Here is a 17,355-nt window from a genome sequence, read left to right on the forward strand (position 1 = left end):
CCGCAGCAGATCGGCCTCCTCGTAGTAGCGGTGCCCGTTGCTCCCGATCCATGCGGGCGGCAGCAGGCCGATCTCGTCGTAGTGCCGCAGCGTCCGCGATGTCACCTTGGACATCCGCGCCACCTCCGCGATCGACCAGGCCATGCCGGTGCCTCCCTCGCCGGGCCGGTCTCTCCGGCCACACACATGACCGTAGAAGTTGCCGCAACGGAAAGCGCAAGCCCGAAACCCTCTTGGACAGGCACCAGGGCCTGACCCGTCGGACAGGCCCTAGTAATCAAGCCAGTTGAGACGATCTCTTAAAGCCCTCCGCAGCCCAACCCGGGGGTTTGACGCGGTGGTGATCGGGGAGCCACAGCGCACCTTCTACGGCAACCAGTTCGGCAACACGTTCCCCGTTTTCGTGCACTTCCGCATCCCGCTGTGGGTGCCGGAGGTCGGCGGCCCGATCGACCCGGACAACGAGGCGCACGATCTGGTCATGTCCGTCTTCGGCGGCATGAGCAAGGGAGAACGCAACCGCATCAAGATCCGGGTACGGACCGCGATGGGCTCCCAGGCCCAGCTCCAGGGCCGCTATCTGGGCGGGCGACCGCCCTACGGCTACCGGATCACCGACGCCGGCCCCCACCCCAATCCTTCCAAGGCCGCCGTCGGAGGGCGCATCCACAAACTCGAGCCCGACCCCGCTGCCGCGCCCGTCGTGCAGCGGATCTTCACCCTGTACGTCGACGGTATGAGCTACGCGGCCATCGCCGCCCAGCTCACCCGCGAGCTCATCCCGTGCCCCTCCGCCCACGACGCCGCCCGCAATCCGCACCGCAAGAAGACCGCATGGCAGGCCGGTGCGGTGAGAGCGATCCTCATCAACCCCCGCTATACCGGCTACGAGGTCTGGAACAAGCAACGCAAGGAAGAACGCCTCATCGACGTCGACGACGTCACCCTCGGCCACCGCACCAGCATGACCCACAATCCCGCCACGGAGTGGATCCGCTCCAACGAACCCGCCCACGAAGCGATCATCAGCCCCGATCTCTTCGAGGCCGCCGACACCGTCCGCAGACAGCGAGCCCGTACCCAGACCCGGCAGGAACGCACCGGAAAGCAAAGCGCACGCCCCTACGTCTTGCGCGGACGGGTCCGGTGCAGCCTGTGCGGGCGCAAGATGCAGCCCGCCACCATCCGCAACAGCGTCTACTACCGCTGCGAATTCAAGGACCAAGAGCAGGCTCTCTACCCCGACCTCACCCACCCGCGCACCGTCTACCTACGGGAAGACGTCGTCTGCCGGCCCCTCGACCAGTGGATCGCCCGGGCCTTCGCCCCCGACCGGCTCACCACCACCATCGAAGCCCTCACCCACGCAAACGCCGCAGCAACCACCCAAGAGACGCAGACACCCGAGCAGGCCCAAGCACGCCAGACGATCAAGGACTGCGAGCGCCGGCTCGCCCGCTACCAGGCAGCCCTCGAAGCCGGAGCCGACCCCACCGTCGTCACCCAGTGGATCAACGACGCACAGCAGGACAAAGAGGCGGCACGGAAGAAGCTGGACGCGCTCCCCACCGTCACTCGCAAGAAGGAATCCCCACCCGACGCGCGACAGATCCGACAGATCACTGAGAGCCTCGGAGGAATTGCACAGCGCATCCATGCAGCCGAAACCGAGAAGAAAGGCCCGCTCTACGAAGCCCTCGGGATCGAAATCACCTATGAACACGCAACGAGGACCGCGACCGTAAGGTCGAGGCCCTCGTCTCCGTATCGTCAATCGTTGTGTCCGAGGGGGGACTTGAACCCCCACGCCCGATAAAGGGCACTAGCACCTCAAGCTAGCGCGTCTGCCATTCCGCCACCCGGACCAGGTGTCTGCCGCCTGACCGGGGCTGTTCCCCGCGGCGACATGGACAACAATACCAAGCTTTCGGAGTGCGTTTCACCTGCGTATCCGCCTGCCGAGGGCAGTGGCCGGCCTGCACGAACAGTGACCGGACGGTCGCATCCTGAAGACAGGATCCTGCATACACATGGGGCTCCCCTCTCTCTACGATCTGCTCACCGATCATCGGAGGGGGAACACCGTATGGACGCCACACCGTCATACCCGGACGGCGAGGAGCCGGGGCGCCGGGTCACCAGTCTCGAGCTCTTCTTCGACCTGGTCTTCGTCTTCACACTCACCCAGCTGACGGTGCTGCTCGCGCACGACCTGTCGTTCGCGACGGCCGCCCGGGGGGCGCTGATCCTGGTCGTGCTGTTCTGGATGTACGGCGCCTACGCCTACCTCACCAATCAGGTGCCACCCGACCGGCCGTCCCGGCGGCTGCTGCTGATGCTCGGCATGGGCGCGTTCCTGGTGTGCGCACTGGCGATCCCGCGGGTCTTCGACGACACCGGTGTGGTGTTCGGCCTCGGCTTCCTCCTGGTGGTCGTCGTGCACACGGCGCTGTACACGCGCAGCCACGGCTGGGACTCCGTCTGGTACGGCGCCTCGAACGGCCTGGCCGCCCTGTCGGTGACCGGTGCGGGCCTGGTCCACGGCCTTGCGGCCGACGGCCTGTGGCTGCTCGCGCTCGCTCTGCAGTTCGTGACGCCGTACGTCGCGGAGCACGGGCCCGGCCGCCGGGACGGGCGCAGCGCGGCGACGATGCGGGTGCAGCTGGGCAGCCTGGACCCGGCGCACTTCGTGGAGCGCCACGGACTGCTGCTGATCATCGCGTTCGGCGAGTCCGTGATCTCCATCGGTGTCGGCATCGGTGATCTGCCGCTCACGCCGGGCCTGTTCGGCGGCGCGTTCCTGGCGCTCGCCCTCGCGGTCGCGCTGTGGTGGACGTACTTCGTTCGCGACGAGGAGGCCGCGGAGGACGCGTTCCGTGCGACACCTGCCCCACAGCGCTGGCGGCTGGCGATGAACGCCTACTACTACGCGTTCCTGCCGATGCTCCTGGGCATCGCCTACCTGGCGACAGGGGTCAAGAAGACGATGGGGCACCTGGACGAACATCCGCACTGGGGACCGGCGTTGGCGCTGGCGGGCGGGGTGGCCCTGTTCCTGGCGGGCGACGCGGCCTTCCGAACGGTCATGGGGCTGCGGCCGGTTCGCCACCGCGCGGCCACGGCCCCGCTCGCCCTCGCGACCGCCCCTGTCGCCGTCCGGCTTCCGGCCTACGCCGAACTCCTGCTTCTGGTGGCCGTGTTGGTGGTCATGCTGGCGCTGGAGTCGCACCATTACTCGACGCAGGCGGGCGCGGAGCAGCCGGCCCCGGCCTGAGGCACCCGGGAGTCAGACCCTGCTGCGCTGACGGTAGGAGTGGCGGGTGCGCTCGGTGTGTTCGCGCATCAGGCGGGAGGCGAGCTGCTCGTCTCCGTCGATGATCGCGTCGATCAGCTCCTGGTGCTCCGTCCACGAGGTGTCGCCGCGCAGGCCGGCCACCGGGGTGTGGCACCAGCGGACCCTGCGGTCGACCTGTGCGGCGAGTCCGGCGAGGACCGCGTTGCCGGACAGTTCCATGATCTTGGCGTGGAAGGCCGCGTTGAGGGCCACGGCCCGGGCGACGTCGTCGGCGGCGTCGCACGCACGCCCCTGCTCCACGATGTCCCGGAGCGCGTCGATGCCGGCCCGGTCGGCGTTGGCGGCGGCCAGGCGGGCGGCCTCCGCCTCCAGCAGCGTACGGACCGCCAGAAGCTGGTCGGCCTCCTCCTCGGTCGGCTCGTGCACGAACGCGCCCTGGGCGGGCCGCAGTTCGACCCAGCCCTCGGTGTTCAGCCGCTGCAGCGCCTCACGCACCGGCTGCCGGGAGACGCCGAGGTGGGCGGCGAGTTCGCTCTCCACGAGATGCTGGCCGGGCTGCAGGGCGTGGGTGGTGATGAGTTCCAGCAGCGCCTCGTAGACACGGTCACGCAGCGGGCCGGGGCGCTCCAGCTTGGGCACGGACCCCTGCGGCAGCCCGGTCGACAACATCGCGGTCCCCCTCCTGGGCGGTCTGCCGTACACCGTGCACGGTATGCAGTACACAGTGGACCGCCCCCCATGGATTGTCTTTCGTCCACAACCTACGGCGCACGGTACTGGCGAGCGCCGCGCTCGGGCGCCTCACACCAGGGGCATCTCAGGGGCATCTCAGGGGCAGCGGACGACCTGTCCGGCGTACGACAGGTTCCCGCCGAAGCCGAACAGCAGCGCCGAGTCGCCGGAGCGCACCGCGCCCCGCTCGATCAGCTTGGACAGGGCGAGCGGGATGCTGGCGGCGGAGGTGTTACCGGATTCGGTGACATCGCGCGCGACCACGGCGTTGACGGCGCCGAGTCTATCGGCGAGGGGCTCGATGATGCGCAGGTTGGCCTGGTGCAGTACGACCGCGGCGAGGTCGGCGGGCTCGATGCCGGCCTTCTCGCAGGCGCGGCGGGCGATGGCCGGCAGCCGGGTGGTGGCCCAGCGGTAGACGCTCTGCCCCTCCTGCGCGAACCGGGGCGGAGTGCCCTCGATCCGCACGGCGTGCCCCATCTCCGGCACCGAACCCCACAGCACCGGCCCGATCCCGGGCTCCTCCCCCGGCGCGCAGGCCTCGACGACAGCGGCCCCGGCCCCGTCGCCGACCAGGACGCAGGTGGTGCGGTCGCTCCAGTCGGTGATCTCGGACATCTTGTCGGCGCCGATGACGAGGGCCCGGGTGGCCGCACCGGCCCGGACGGTGTGGTCGGCGGTGGCGAGGGCGTGCGTGAACCCGGCGCAGACGACGTTGACGTCCATGGCGGCGGGCTGCGGGATGCCGAGCCGGGCCGCGACCCGGGCGGCGGTGTTCGGGGAGCGGTCGATCGCGGTGGAGGTGGCGACCAGCACCAGGTCGATGTCGTCCGCGGTGAGCCCGGCGGCGGCAAGGGCCTTGGCGGCGGCGTGCGCGGCGAGTTCGTCGACGGGTTCGTCGGGGCCCGCGATGTGCCGCGTGCGGATGCCCACCCGGCTGCGGATCCACTCGTCACTGGTGTCCACCATGCCGGCCAGGTCCTCGTTGGTGAGCACCCGGGCGGGCTGGTAGTGACCGATCGCCGTGATGCGCGAGCCGTTCATGGGCGTATTCCCTCGTTGCCGTGGGTAGCGGGACGCCCCAGTCTGTTCGGTGACTCACGGGTACGAGGGCAGGTGAAGCCACAGGAATCGAACGCTGTGATTGTCGGCTTCCCTCAGGTCATGCCGCTGCCGGGTCGGTTTCTCCATCGATGTGCAGGACAATAGGTCGTGAAGGTCACCTCTGCGCAAGACAGTGCGGTGACCTTCGGCACTCTCTGCATCAAGGGCCGTTTCGGCTGCCAGCACGTACAGAACCGGGGCTGATCAGGACATGGGACGAGTCACGGAACGACGCAAGGTCCTCCGCATCCGGGACGGGGCGGTCTCCACCCGGCCGGACACCCTCGTCGCCGAGGAGCCCCTGGAGATCCGGCTCGACGGCAAGCCCCTCGCGATCACCATGCGCACGCCCGGTGACGACTTCGCGCTGGCGGCGGGTTTCCTGGTGAGCGAAGGCGTCCTGGCCGCTGCATCCGATGTGCAGAACATTGTCTACTGTGCCGGGGCGACGGTAGACGGTTCGAACACCTACAACGTGGTCGACGTGAAGACCGCCTCAGGTGTCGTCCTGCCGGACTTCACGTTGGAGCGGAACGTCTACACCTCCTCGTCCTGCGGGCTGTGCGGCAAGGCCAGCCTGGACGCGGTGCGCACGACGGCCCGCTGGCCCATCGCCGACACTCCCCCGGTCCGGGTCACGCCGGAGCTGCTGGCCGGCCTGCCGGACCGGCTGCGGGAGGCCCAGCGGGTGTTCGACCGCACGGGCGGCCTGCACGCGGCGGCCCTGTTCACCGAGGACGGGGAACTGCTGGACATACGGGAGGACGTGGGCCGGCACAACGCGGTCGACAAGCTCGTGGGGCGGGCCCTGCGGAACGGGGAACTGCCGCTGTCGCGGACCATCCTGCTGGTGTCGGGCCGGGCCTCGTTCGAGCTGGTGCAGAAGGCGGTGATGGCGGGCATTCCGGTGCTCGCGGCGGTGTCGGCGCCGTCGTCCCTGGCCGTGGACCTGGCCGCCGAGACGGGTCTGACCCTGGTGGGCTTCCTGCGGGGCAGCTCGATGAACGTGTACGCGGGCGAGGACCGCGTCGCCCTGCGGGCCGAGGCCGCCCAGGGCTGACCGGCGTCCCCACGGCAGGGGTCAGTGGGCCGTGAGGCGTACTTGAGCGGACGTCACGACCGTGCCGAGCCTCGGGAAGTCGAGCCGGGTGGATGCCTCGTGCTCGGCGGCGGTGAAGGCGGTCATGGCGTCCTCGGCGAAGACGAGCTGGTAGCCGAGGTCGGCGGCGGCGCGGGCGGTGGACTCGACACCGAGGTTGGTGGTGATGCCGCCGAACACCAGGGTGGTGACGCCGCGTTCGCGCAGCCGCTCGTGCAGACCCGTGTCCTGGAAGCCGCCGATCGTCCGCTTGACGATCTCCAGGTCGCCCTCCCGCAGCAGGCCGGGCACCAGCCCGCTGCCGGGCGGTTGTTCGGCGACCGCGGGCCGTTCGACGCGGACGAGGACGACGAGCGCGCCGGCGGAGCGGAAGTACACCGCCAACTCCTCTGCCGTCTTGAGCACTTCGGTGCCTTTGCGGGGTTCCAGGGGCAGCGCGACGATGCGTTCCATCAGGTCGACGAGGACGAGGGCGGTGCGCTGCGGATCGAGCACGGGAGCTGCGGTCATGACGGAACGTTAGCCGTGGTCAGCTGTCCGTGCCGGAAATCCGGATCAACAGGCCCATGAACTGCTCGCGTTCGGCTGCGGACAGCGGGGCGAGGAGTTCGTCGTTGGCCGCGCGGGCCGCCTGCTCGCAGCGGGTGAGCAGGCGCGCGCCCTCGTCGGTGAGGGTGACGGCGTTCTTGCGGCGGTCCCTCGGGTCCGGGGAGCGGACGGCGAGGCCGTTGGACTGCAGGTCGTTGAGGACGCCGACCACGTCCTTCGGGTCCAGGCCCACGCTGCGGCCGAGGTCGGCCTGGGCGACGGGACCGAGGTCACGGACGGCGGAGAGCACCACGTGGTGCCACAACTTCATGCCCTCGGCGGCGAGGGCGTCGGCGACCAGGCCGCGACCGCGCGCGGCGGCCCGGCCGAGTAGCCAGCTGGGCAGGGAGCGGATCGCGGACAGGGGTGCTTCGGCCATGCCGGCAGCCTACCGAAGAATCGTTGGACTTCCCCACGAACCGCCATTACCGTTGGGACCACCCACGAATTCATGGGGATTCCCAACGATCGATGGGCCGGGTCCGCCCGGCCACTGGAGGTTGCGATGCGCCGTGTCCGGTACGACTCCACGGGCGGCCCGCTGTTCCTGGAAGAGGCCCCCGTCCCCGAGCCCGGTCCCGGCGAACTGCTGGTGCGCTGCGAGGCGGTCGGTGTGACACTGCCGGTGGTCCGCAAGGTCACCGAGGCCGCCGAACCGATCCCGCTGGGCGGCGAGATCGCCGGCCGCGTGGTGGCGGTGGGCGAGGGCGTGACCCGCTTCGGCCCCGGCGACCCGGTCACCGGGCTGTGCTTCGGTCACGGGTACGCCGACTTCGCCGTGCTGCACGAGGTCATGGCCTCGCCCGTACCGGAGGGGGCCGGTGCCGTCGACGCGGTCGCGCTGGTGCGCAGCGGCCTGGTGGCCTTCGGTGCACTGGAGGCGGCGCGGCCCGCGCCGGGCGAGGCGGTCCTGGTGACGGCGGCGGCGAGCGGGGTCGGGCACCTGGCGGTGCAGCTGGCGCGGGCGCGGGGCGCGGGCCGGGTGATCGGTGCGGTCTCCGGCCCGGCCAAGGCGGACTTCGTCCGCTCCCTGGGTGCGGACGACTGCATACAGTACGCGGACGACAGTTGGGGAGAGCCCGTCGACTGTGTACTGGATGCGGTCGGCGGTGACCTGCTCACCCCCGCCCTCGCCGCACTCGCCCCGCACGGCCGTCTGGTCGCCTACAGCTCGGGCGGCGGCACGATCCGGGCGTACGACCTGTTGGTCGGCGCCAAGTCGGTGATCGGCTTCCAGATGGCGTTGATCGCCCGCGGCCGGCCGGAGCTGTACGAGCAGTGGCGGCAGGAGCTGTGGCGGTTGCACGGCGAGGGGATCCTCAGGCCCGCCGTGCACGGGGAGTTCGCGCTGGAGGACGCGGCGAAGGCGCACGCGGTGATCGAGGCGCGGGCCAACCTCGGCAAGGTGGTCCTTCGCCCGTAAGTGCCCGCACGCTTCTTGTCGGGTTCAGGTACCCCAACTACCGTCGATGGGGCGCACGTTGGACGTGGGATGTCCGGATGTCCAGATACCCGGCCGACGAAGGGCAGGTCGCACCATGCCGTCAGGTCTTCGCGCCCGTCTCAGATCTCTCCTGGCCCCCGCGGTCGCCGCCGCGGCACTGCTGCTGGTGCCGCTCGCCGCACCGCACCCGGCCGAGGCCCAACCCGCCGCCGCAGCACCGCCGTTCGAGCAGCAGATCCTGTTCAAGTCCGCCCAGGATCCCGGCTACGCCTGCTTCCGCATCCCGGCGATCGTGCGGACGAACGACGGGACGCTGCTGGCGTTCGCCGAGGGCCGGGTCCTCAACTGCGGGGACGCGGCCGACATCGACATCGTCGTCAAGCGCTCCACCGACGGTGGCCGCACCTGGGGTCCGCTGCGGGTGGTCAACGAGGGCGCGGGCGACACCCACGGCAATCCGGCACCGCTCGTGGACCGCGGCACCGGCCGGATCTGGCTCGCGCAGACGTACAACACGGGCCGTAAGGACAGCGCCAGTTGCTCTGCGCCCTGTGACCGCACCCCGCACCTGCAGTACAGCGACGACGACGGTCTGACCTGGTCCGAGCCGCGCGATCTCAGCCCCGAGATCCTGCCCGCCGAGTGGAACTCCTGGTACGCGACCGGCCCCGTACACGGTATCCAGCTCACCCACGGCCAGTACGCCGGCCGGCTGGTCTTCGGCGTCAACGCCGAGACATGGGACGGCCGGATCACCGCCAACCACGCGGCGCTCGTCATCAGCGACGACAACGGCGGCCACTGGCGGATCGGAGCCACCGACACCTGGCCGATCGCCGCCGACGGCACCTTCCGGCAGAAGCCCTCCGAGCTGACCCTCGTCGAGCGCAACGACGGTGCGGTCCTGGTCAGCGGCCGGGAGCAGGACGGCACCGACCTCGGCCACCGCACCGAGACGCTCAGCCGTGACGGCGGCTCCAGCTTCAGCGCGCCCTTCCGTGCGCTGCCCGATCTGTACACGCCGCAGGTGCAGGGCTCGATGCTGCGGCTGGACGACCGCATCCTGCTGGCCTGCCCCGGCGACCCGGACCGGCGCCGCACGATGATGATCCGTTCCTCCTACGACGGCGGACGCACCTGGGACAGTGTGGACCGCGGCACGGTCGTCACCCGGGACTGGTCCGGCTACTCCGACCTGGTCCGCGCCGACGAGGACACCGTGGGCCTGCTGTACGAGGGCGGCGCGGTGGACGCCCGCGACGAGATCCGGTTCGTCCGCTTCACCGAGGACTGGCTCGCCCCGCGCCGCGGCCCGGACCCGGTCACCGCCGACCTCGCCCCGCACGGTCACCCCGCCGCGGTGCTCGGCGGCGCGGAGGAGACGGACGGCGTCCTCGGCGGCGCGCTGGAGTTCGACGGCACCGACGACGCCGTGCGCCTGCCGTACCGCGACGAACTCCCGCTGGGCTCGGAGGACTTCACGGCCGGCCTGTGGTTCCGGTACACGGCCGCGAGCGGGGAGCAGCCGCTGCTGTGGATGGGCGGCATCGGCACCAGCCAGCCGCAGGTGTGGGTGCGCGGCGAGCCGGCGAACAACCGGGTCCAGGCTCTCATCACCGTGCGCAACGGTGCCGCCCCGCCGCGGACCGTATCCGTTCGATCGGATATCGCATACAACGACGGCCGCTGGCACCACCTGGCGCTCCGCCGCGGCGGCGGCCGTTTCGCGCTGTTCGTCGACGGTATGCAGTGGTCCGTAGCCGATATACCGGGGTCGGTCAGCCGTAACTCCCCCTTCGGCGTGCACATCGGTCAGCGCATGGACAGCCGGGCCTACTTCACCGGCGCGATCGACGACGTACATCTCTGGGACCGGGCGCTCGGCGACGAGGAGCTGTCCGACCCGAAGGCGCTGCGCTCACCGCACGACACTGTGTTCTGGCTGCCCCTGGACGAGGTGGGTGACTGACGCGTCCGTGGCCTCCTCCGGGTCGCGGGCGCGCCGTTTGGCGATGACCGCGCACACCATGAGCTGCATCTGGTGGAAGAGCATCAGCGGCAGCACGGCGAGGGAGGCGTGGGCGCCGAACAGGACGCTCGCCATGGGCAGCCCGGAGGCGAGGGACTTTTTCGACCCGGCGAACTGGATGGAGATCCGGTCCGCCCGGCCGAAGCCGAGGGCCTTGCCTCCGTACCAGGTCAGCGCGAGCATCACGGCCAGCAGGACGGCCTCGACGGCGAGCAGCGCGGCGAGGCGCGCGGGGCTGACCTGGTGCCACATGCCCTGGGTCATGCCCTCGCTGAACGCGGTGTAGACGACCAGCAGGATCGAGCCGCGGTCGACCAGGGCGAGGACCTTCTTGTGCCGCTTGACGAAGGGGCCGATCCAGCGGCGCGCCAGCTGCCCGGCGACGAACGGCACGAGCAGCTGGAGCACGATCTTCACCAGGGAGTCGGCGGAGAACCCGCCGCCGCTGCCGCCGAGGAGGGCCGCGGCGAGCAGCGGGGTGAGGACGATGCCGGCCAGGGAGGAGAAGGAGCCCGCGCAGATCGCGGCGGGCACGTTGCCGCGGGCGATCGAGGTGAAGGCGATGGACGACTGGATCGTCGACGGCACCAGGGTCAGAAACAGCAGGCCCTGGTACAGGGGATGGGTCAGCAGCGCCGGTACGAGAGCGCGCGCGCCCAGCCCCAGCACGGGAAAGACGACGAACGTGCAGGCGAGGACGGTGGCGTGAAGCCGCCAGTGCCGGAGTCCGTCCAGTGCCTCGCGGGTGGACAGGCGGGCGCCGTAGAGGAAGAAGAGGAACGCGATCGCGGCCGTCGAGGCGCCCGAGGCCACGTCGGCGCCGGTGCCCCGGGCCGGGAGCAATGCGGCGAGGCCCACCGTGCCGAGCAGCAGCACGATGTACGGGTCGATCGGCATCCAGCTCGGCCAGCTCAGGCGTTTCACGGTGCTCCGGTGTGCTGTGCGTGTCTGTCGGGGTCTTTCCTGTTCGGTGCCTGCAAGGGCCCTGTCCATCGTCCTCCTTCGCTCGCCGATCGGAAATCCCGTACACCACTCTCACTGTCATCACGATGCACGATGAGCGCGTATGCTGCATTTCGTGTACGACCCGGCCCAGTTGCGCACGTTCCTCGCGGTGGCCCAGACGCTCAGCTTCACGCAGGCCGCCCGGCGGCTCGGGCTGCGCCAGTCGACGGTCAGCCAGCATGTGCGCCGACTGGAGGATGCGGTCGGCCGTCAGCTGTTCTCTCGGGACACGCACTCGGTGGAGCTCACCGAGGACGGCGAGGCCATGCTCGGTTTCGCGCGCCGGATCCTGGAGGTGCACGAGCAGGCGACGGTGTTCTTCACCGGCACCCGGGTGCGGGGCCGGCTGCGCTTCGGCGCCTCGGAGGACTTCGTCCTCACCCGGCTGCCGGAGATCCTGGAGGGCTTCCGCCACGACCATCCCGAGGTCGACCTGGAGCTGACGGTGGAGCTGTCCGGCACGCTGCACGAGCAACTGGCCGCCGGAAAGCTCGACCTGGTGCTGGCCAAGCGGCGCCCGGAGGATCCCCGGGGCGAGCTGGTGTGGCGCGACGACCTGGTGTGGATCGGCGCGGAGCGGCTGCGTCTGGAGGCCGAACGGCCCGTCCCGCTGATCGTGTACCCCCCGCCCGGCATCACCCGGGCCCGCGCGCTGGAGACGCTGGACGAGCAGGGCCGGCCGTGGCGGATCGTCTGCACGAGCGGCAGCCTCAACGGGCTGATCGCGGCGGCGCGTGCCGGGCTCGGCGTCATGGCCCACTCCCGGCGGCTGATCCCGCCCGGCCTGTTCCGGCTGCCGGACCGGGCGGGCCTGCCCGAGCTGGGCAAGGTCGACTTCGTTGTCGTGCACGGCCGGCGCCGGGCCTCGGCGGAGGCCGCCGCGAACGCCCTGGCCGCGGCGATCCTCGCGGGCGGCGAGCGGCTGCGGCGGCAGGCCGGCTGACGGCAGCCCGGCTGCTGCCGTCCCCTCAGCCGCGCATCCCCATCCGCGCATCCCCCATCCGCCCATCCGCTCAGCGCCCCGCGCGGTACGTCAGCTGCTTGACCTGGCGCAGGAACGGTGTGGCCTCCACGTGCTGGACGCCCTCCAGGGTGCCGAGCGGGCCGCTCAGGTAGGCGTACAGCTCCGCGGTGTCACGGACGACGGCGGTGACGACGATGTGGGAGGGGCCCGCCGTGGCGGAGGCGAAGGCGACCTGTTCGTGGCCGGCAAGGGTCTCGCCGACTGTATGCAGGGCGCCGGGCGCGGTGGTGATCCACAGGATGGCTGCAGTGCCGTAGCCGAGGATCTCCGTGTGGTACTCGACGTCGGTGTAGACGGCGCCGGAGGCGATCAGGGTGGACAGGCGGCGTTTGACGGCGGATTCGGAGCGGCCGGTGAGGCGTTCGAGCTCGGGGTAGGTGGCGCGGCCGTCGCGTTCCAGGGCGGCGAGCAGCGGCGCGTCCTCGGGTTCCAGCCGTACCGGGGCGTCCGGGGTCTCGGCCGGCGCCGGGCGCAGGGCGGTGATCTGCTCGTCGGTCAGGGCCCGGAACTTGCGCAGCCAGCCGTCCGGGCCGCCGTGGAAGCGGTGCAGCAGTTGCAGGGCGCGTATTTCCACGACGCTCGGGGTGCGGGGCAGTTTGCCGAGGAGGAGGTCGTCGTGTTCGGAGGGGCTGCGCGGCCGGGTCATGCAGGCGATCTCGGTGCCGCCGGAGACGAGCCCGATCCAGTACGTGTCGGGTCGCTTGGCGAGCGCGTCGGCGATGACCGTGGCGCTGTCGGGCGCGCAGCGCAGGCGGAGCATCCACTGGTCCTGGCCGAGGGGTTCGGCGTCCCGCAGGGCGACGACCCGGAGGCCGCCCTGCGCGGACAGCCGGCGGTAGCGGCGGGCGATGGTCTGGTCGGAGACGCCGAGCACCGCGGCGATGCGGCGGAATGAGGCGCGGCCGTCGATCTCCAGTGCGGACAGCAGCTGGAGGTCCAGTTGGTCGAAGGTGTCGGATTTCAGCTCCAGCACGGGCTCTCCTGTCGGATTCCACCGGCCCTGGGCGTTCTTGGGCCCCGATCGGTCGTGACACGGCCATCGTACGGAGCAACGCGAACGATACGGATCGGTACAAATCGATACGGATCGATACGCACCGATACGGACCGATGCCGACGGACGCGGATCGACGCGGGGCGAGGTGCAGCCGTCGTGGATGCGCGGCCGTCGTGACAGGGAGAGGAATCATGCGGACCTGGGGGACGCTCACGGCCGTGTGCCTGGGCACGTTCATGTTGCTGCTGGACGTGACGATCGTGGTGGTGGCGCTGCCGGACATGGCGCGGGCGCTGCACGCGTCGCTGGGTGAGCTGCAGTGGGTGGTGGACGCGTACGCGCTCGCGCTGGCCGCACTGGTGATGGGGGTGGGGGCCGCGGCCGACGTGCTGGGGCGGCGCCGGGTCAACGTGGCGGGCGTGGTGGTGTTCGCGGGCGCGAGCCTGCTGTGTGGGCTGGCGTCGGGGCCGGGGCTGCTGGTGGCGGCGCGGGCGGTGCAGGGGGTGGGCGCGGCGGCGATGTTCGCCACCACGCTGCCGCTGCTGGGCTCGGCCTACCAGGGGCGGCAGCGGTCGGCGGCGTTCGGCGTGTGGGGCGCGGTCAGCAGCGCGGCAGCGGCGGTCGGGCCGGTGGTCGGCGGGCTGCTCGCCGAGGGGCCGGGCTGGCGGTGGATCTTCTTCGTGAACCTGCCGGTGAGCGTCGTCGCGGTGTGGCTGACGCTGCGGACGGTGCCCGAGTCGCGCGGGACGGGGGTGTGCCCGGCGGGCGCGCGGTCGAGTATGTGGGCGCGGGTCGACTGGCCGGGTACGGCGGCCTTCGCGGCGTTCGCGGGCGGTACGACGTACGCGGTGGTGCGCGCCGGCGACGAGGGGTGGACGGACCCGGTGACGCTCGCGGCGTTCGGTCTGGCCGCGCTGGCGCTGGCGGTGTTCGCGCTGGTGGAGCGGAGGGCGGCGCATCCGCTGCTGGATCTGTCGCTGCTGCGCAGGCCCGCGTTCGCCGGGGTGCTGCTGGGGTCGTTCGCGTTCAACGGGGTGGCGTTCGGCTCGGTGGCGTATCTGTCGATCTGGATGCAGACGCTGCTCGGGATGACGCCGGTGCGCGGCGGGCTGACGCTGCTGCCGATGACGGCCGTGTCCATGGTGGTCGCGGTGCTGGTGGGGCGGCTGCTGCACGGGGTACCGGCCTGGCTGACGATCGGCGGCGGGCTGCTGCTGATCGGCGCGGGCACGCTGGGCCAGGCGGTGCTGGACGCGGGTTCCCACTGGACGGCGCTGCTGCCCGGGTTCGTGCTGGTCGGCCTCGGCACCGGGCTCGTCGCGCCGACGGCGGCCGGGGCGGCGCTGGCCGCGGTGCCGGCGGAGCGGGCCGGGATGGCGGGCGGCGCGGTGAACACGGTCCGGCAGCTCGGGTACGCGCTCGGGGTGGCCGTCTTCGGCACCGTCCTCACCTCCCGGATGACCGGCTCGCTCCCCCACGAGGCCGCCCACGTCCTGGCCGGCGGCGGCGCGGCGGCCCTGCGCGGCAGCATCGGCGACCACGCCCTGCGCGTCGCGTTCGCCTCGGGTCTGAACGGCGCGCTCGTGGTCGCCGGGCTCGCGGGCCTCGCGGCGGGCACCGCGGTGCTGCTGCTGTTGCGCGCGGGCCGGCCGGCGGCGCAGACGGCGGCGCCGGTGACCGGCGCGGTGCGCGAGGAGGCGGGGGCGCGGCGCGGGTGAGCGGCGGTGCGGCGAGGGCGGCCCGGGCGCCGGCGGGCCGCCCTCGCGACGCATCCCACATGGCATCTCGTGGCGTACCTCGCGACGTATCTCACGTGGCACCACGTGGCGTACCTCACACAGCACCTCGCGGCGTAGCTCACGTCGCACCTCTTGGCCTGCGGTGAAGGCCCGACATGCCCCGCAACAGCTGCCCCGCAACAGCGCCGAAGGCGGTAATCGGTGCGTACAGATTCGGTGGAGATTACGGCGCCGGAACTTACTGACCCGTCAGTATTGTGTCCGGCCCTTCCCCATGTGCGGGCATTTTCCGGGCACCGGACGGGAGGAACGTGAGGTTTGCTGGGTTTCCGCACCCCTCCCGCACAGTGACCAGGTGGGGTAGCTTTCACCGCGCTGTGGGGAGCGTCACGTACGTGATCAAGGAGCGAGGACCGGGGAGCGGGGTTTGCGCGAGTTCACCAACCCTCCGATGGCGTCGGCGCCGCCGGTGGGCGGTCTGGCCGACATCGTCTTCGACCATGCCCTGACGGACCCCCAGCACGTCGCCCTCGGCCGCAAGGACGAGTCCGGGCAGTGGCGGGACGTGACCTCGGCGGAGTTCCGCGACGAGGTCCTCGCGCTCGCCAAGGGGCTCCTCGCGAGCGGTATCCGCTTCGGCGACCGCGTCGCGATCATGTCCCGCACCCGGTACGAGTGGACGCTCTTCGACTTCGCACTGTGGACGATCGGTGCCCAGGTGGTGCCCATCTATCCGACGTCCTCGGCCGAGCAGTGCTTCTGGATGCTGTACGACGCCGAGGTCTCGGCGGCGGTCGTGGAGCACGAGGACCACGCGATGACCATCGCCACGGTCATCGGCCGGCTGCCCCAGCTGCACCGGCTGTGGCAGCTGGACGCGGGCTGTGTGCAGGAGCTGTACGACGCCGGGGCGCACCTGGACGACGAGGTGGTGGACCGGCACCGGCAGGCGGTCACCCCGGAATCGGTCGCCACGATCATCTACACCTCGGGGACGACGGGCCGCCCCAAGGGCTGTGTGATCTCGCACGGCAACTTCATGTTCGAGGCGGACACGGTGATCCGCCGCTGGGAGCCGGTGTTCCACTCCAAGAAGGGCGACGAGGCCTCCACCCTGCTGTTCCTGCCGCTCGCGCACGTCTTCGGGCGGATGGTGCAGGTCGCCGCGATCCGCGGCCGGGTCCGCTTCGGGCACCAGCCGCAGCTGCACGCCGCCGCGCTGCTGCCCGACCTCGCCGCGTTCCGGCCGACGTTCATCCTCGCGGTGCCGTACATCTTCGAGAAGGTGTTCAACGCGGCCCGGCGCAAGGCGGAGAAGGACGGCAAGTCGGGGCCGTTCGAGAAGGCCGTCGGCATCGCGGTGAAGTACGCGGAGGCGGTGGAGGCCAAGGCCTGGGGCACCGGGCCCGGCCCGTCGGCGGGGCTGCGCGTGCAGCATCAGCTGTTCGACAAGCTCGTGTATGCAAAAGTCCGCGAGGCGATGGGTGGCCGTATACGGAATGCGATGTCCGGTGGTTCGGCGATGGACCGCCGGCTCGGACTGTTCTTCGCGGGCGCGGGCGTGCAGATCTACGAGGGTTACGGCCTGACCGAGTCGACGGCCGCGGCGACCGCGAACCCGCCCGAGCGCACCCGCTACGGCACGGTCGGCCAGGCCATTCCGGGTGTGACCGTGCACATCGCGGACGACGGGGAGATCTGGCTGCACGGCGGCAACGTCTTCCAGGGCTACCTCAACAACCAGAAGGCCACCGACGAGACCCTGCACGAGGGCTGGCTCGCCACGGGCGACCTCGGCACCCTGGACGAGGACGGCTATCTGACCATCACCGGCCGCAAGAAGGAGATCCTCGTGACCTCCGGCGGCAAGAGCGTCTCCCCGGGCGTCCTGGAGGAGCGGGTCCGCGACCATCCGCTGGTCAACCAGTGCATCGTCGTCGGCAACGACCGCCCCTACATCGCCGCCCTGGTCACCCTCGACCAGGATGCCGTCGAACACTGGCTGCAGATGCGCGGCAAACCGGAGCTGACCCTGCGTCAGCTGGTGCGCGACCCCGACCTGGAGACGGAGGTCCGGCGGGCGGTGGTCGCCGCCAACACCCTTGTCTCCCAGGCCGAGTCGATCCGCACCTTCCGGATACTGGCCCAGCCGTTCACGGAGGAACACGGCCTGCTCACCCCGTCGCTGAAGCTGAAGCGGAAGGCGATCGAGAAGGCGTACGAGGCGGAGGTGGAGGCCCTCTACCGGGCCTGACGGGCCGCGGGCCCACCGGTCGGACTCCCACGGAGTCCCGCGGAC

General features: G+C 71.1%; 15 protein-coding genes, 1 tRNA gene and 1 pseudogene. 9 read left to right on the forward strand and 8 right to left on the reverse strand.

Translation table 11 applies throughout. The annotated features are described in order from the left end of the window. Positions 1-144 (reverse strand): MerR family DNA-binding transcriptional regulator (locus ACWD3E_RS15990; protein ID WP_451388574.1); only part of this gene is annotated, 144 nt, incomplete at its 3' end. Positions 145-337: 193 nt separating this feature from the next. Between ACWD3E_RS15990 and ACWD3E_RS15995 the strand changes: the two genes are divergently transcribed. After that, a complete protein-coding gene (locus tag ACWD3E_RS15995) occupies positions 338-1,816 on the forward strand; it encodes a recombinase family protein (RefSeq protein WP_451388160.1) in 1,479 nt (492 codons plus the stop codon). On the opposite strand, the gene ACWD3E_RS16000 is transcribed toward ACWD3E_RS15995, so the two are convergent. Further along, positions 1,781-1,865 (reverse strand) — tRNA-Leu (locus ACWD3E_RS16000). The genes ACWD3E_RS15995 and ACWD3E_RS16000 overlap by 36 nt on opposite strands. Positions 1,866-2,086: 221 nt before the next feature. On the opposite strand from ACWD3E_RS16000, the gene ACWD3E_RS16005 reads away from it, so the two are divergent. Then, the gene (locus tag ACWD3E_RS16005; RefSeq protein WP_451388161.1) at positions 2,087-3,274 is read left to right on the forward strand and encodes a low temperature requirement protein A; all 1,188 of its coding nucleotides are present in this window, start codon (positions 2,087-2,089) and stop codon (positions 3,272-3,274) included. Between the two features lie 12 nt (positions 3,275-3,286). On the opposite strand, the gene ACWD3E_RS16010 is transcribed toward ACWD3E_RS16005, so the two are convergent. Continuing rightward, positions 3,287-3,964, reverse strand: coding sequence for a GntR family transcriptional regulator (locus ACWD3E_RS16010; protein ID WP_451388162.1), 678 nt, complete (start codon positions 3,962-3,964; stop codon positions 3,287-3,289). A 159-nt stretch (positions 3,965-4,123) separates the two neighbouring features. Further along, positions 4,124-5,071 (reverse strand): beta-ketoacyl-ACP synthase III, encoded by a 948-nt coding sequence (locus ACWD3E_RS16015; protein ID WP_451388163.1) that lies wholly within the window; start codon positions 5,069-5,071, stop codon positions 4,124-4,126. Positions 5,072-5,198: 127 nt separating this feature from the next. Here ACWD3E_RS16015 and ACWD3E_RS16020 point away from each other — a divergent pair. Beyond that, a pseudogene (locus ACWD3E_RS16020) lies at positions 5,199-5,335 on the forward strand (2Fe-2S iron-sulfur cluster-binding protein); the annotation flags it as partial. A 7-nt stretch (positions 5,336-5,342) separates the two neighbouring features. After that, positions 5,343-6,191 (forward strand): formate dehydrogenase accessory sulfurtransferase FdhD, encoded by an 849-nt coding sequence (fdhD, locus tag ACWD3E_RS16025; protein WP_451388164.1) that lies wholly within the window; start codon positions 5,343-5,345, stop codon positions 6,189-6,191. Positions 6,192-6,212: 21 nt separating this feature from the next. On the opposite strand, the gene ACWD3E_RS16030 is transcribed toward fdhD, so the two are convergent. Both ACWD3E_RS16030 and ACWD3E_RS16035 read right to left on the reverse strand, forming a co-directional pair. Then, positions 6,213-6,740 (reverse strand): isochorismatase family protein, encoded by a 528-nt coding sequence (locus ACWD3E_RS16030; RefSeq protein WP_451388165.1) that lies wholly within the window; start codon positions 6,738-6,740, stop codon positions 6,213-6,215. 19 nt (positions 6,741-6,759) lie between these two features. Next, complete coding sequence (locus ACWD3E_RS16035) at positions 6,760-7,197, reverse strand: MarR family winged helix-turn-helix transcriptional regulator (protein ID WP_451388166.1); 438 nt, start codon at positions 7,195-7,197, stop codon at positions 6,760-6,762. 126 nt (positions 7,198-7,323) lie between these two features. On the opposite strand from ACWD3E_RS16035, the gene ACWD3E_RS16040 reads away from it, so the two are divergent. Then, positions 7,324-8,241 (forward strand): quinone oxidoreductase family protein, encoded by a 918-nt coding sequence (locus ACWD3E_RS16040; protein WP_451388167.1) that lies wholly within the window; start codon positions 7,324-7,326, stop codon positions 8,239-8,241. A 115-nt stretch (positions 8,242-8,356) separates the two neighbouring features. Further along, the gene (locus ACWD3E_RS16045; RefSeq protein WP_451388168.1) at positions 8,357-10,231 is read left to right on the forward strand and encodes an exo-alpha-sialidase; all 1,875 of its coding nucleotides are present in this window, start codon (positions 8,357-8,359) and stop codon (positions 10,229-10,231) included. On the opposite strand, the gene ACWD3E_RS16050 is transcribed toward ACWD3E_RS16045, so the two are convergent. Beyond that, positions 10,181-11,215, reverse strand: coding sequence for a bile acid:sodium symporter family protein (locus ACWD3E_RS16050; protein ID WP_451388169.1), 1,035 nt, complete (start codon positions 11,213-11,215; stop codon positions 10,181-10,183). The genes ACWD3E_RS16045 and ACWD3E_RS16050 overlap by 51 nt on opposite strands. A 154-nt stretch (positions 11,216-11,369) precedes the next feature. Here ACWD3E_RS16050 and ACWD3E_RS16055 point away from each other — a divergent pair, with 154 nt between their 5' ends. Further along, complete coding sequence (locus ACWD3E_RS16055) at positions 11,370-12,239, forward strand: LysR substrate-binding domain-containing protein (protein ID WP_451388575.1); 870 nt, start codon at positions 11,370-11,372, stop codon at positions 12,237-12,239. 70 nt (positions 12,240-12,309) lie between these two features. Here ACWD3E_RS16055 and ACWD3E_RS16060 read toward each other — a convergent pair whose 3' ends face one another. Then, a complete protein-coding gene (locus ACWD3E_RS16060) occupies positions 12,310-13,290 on the reverse strand; it encodes an Lrp/AsnC family transcriptional regulator (RefSeq protein WP_451388576.1) in 981 nt (326 codons plus the stop codon). Positions 13,291-13,508: 218 nt separating this feature from the next. Between ACWD3E_RS16060 and ACWD3E_RS16065 the strand changes: the two genes are divergently transcribed. Both ACWD3E_RS16065 and ACWD3E_RS16070 read left to right on the forward strand, forming a co-directional pair. Continuing rightward, a complete protein-coding gene (locus ACWD3E_RS16065) occupies positions 13,509-15,035 on the forward strand; it encodes an MFS transporter (RefSeq protein ID WP_451388170.1) in 1,527 nt (508 codons plus the stop codon). A gap of 448 nt (positions 15,036-15,483) precedes the next feature. Then, positions 15,484-17,310: an AMP-dependent synthetase/ligase gene (locus ACWD3E_RS16070; RefSeq protein ID WP_451388171.1), complete on the forward strand. Its 1,827-nt coding sequence runs from the start codon at positions 15,484-15,486 to the stop codon at positions 17,308-17,310. Positions 17,311-17,355 lie beyond the last annotated feature (45 nt).

Source organism: Streptomyces sp. NPDC002676 (assembly GCF_053592455.1).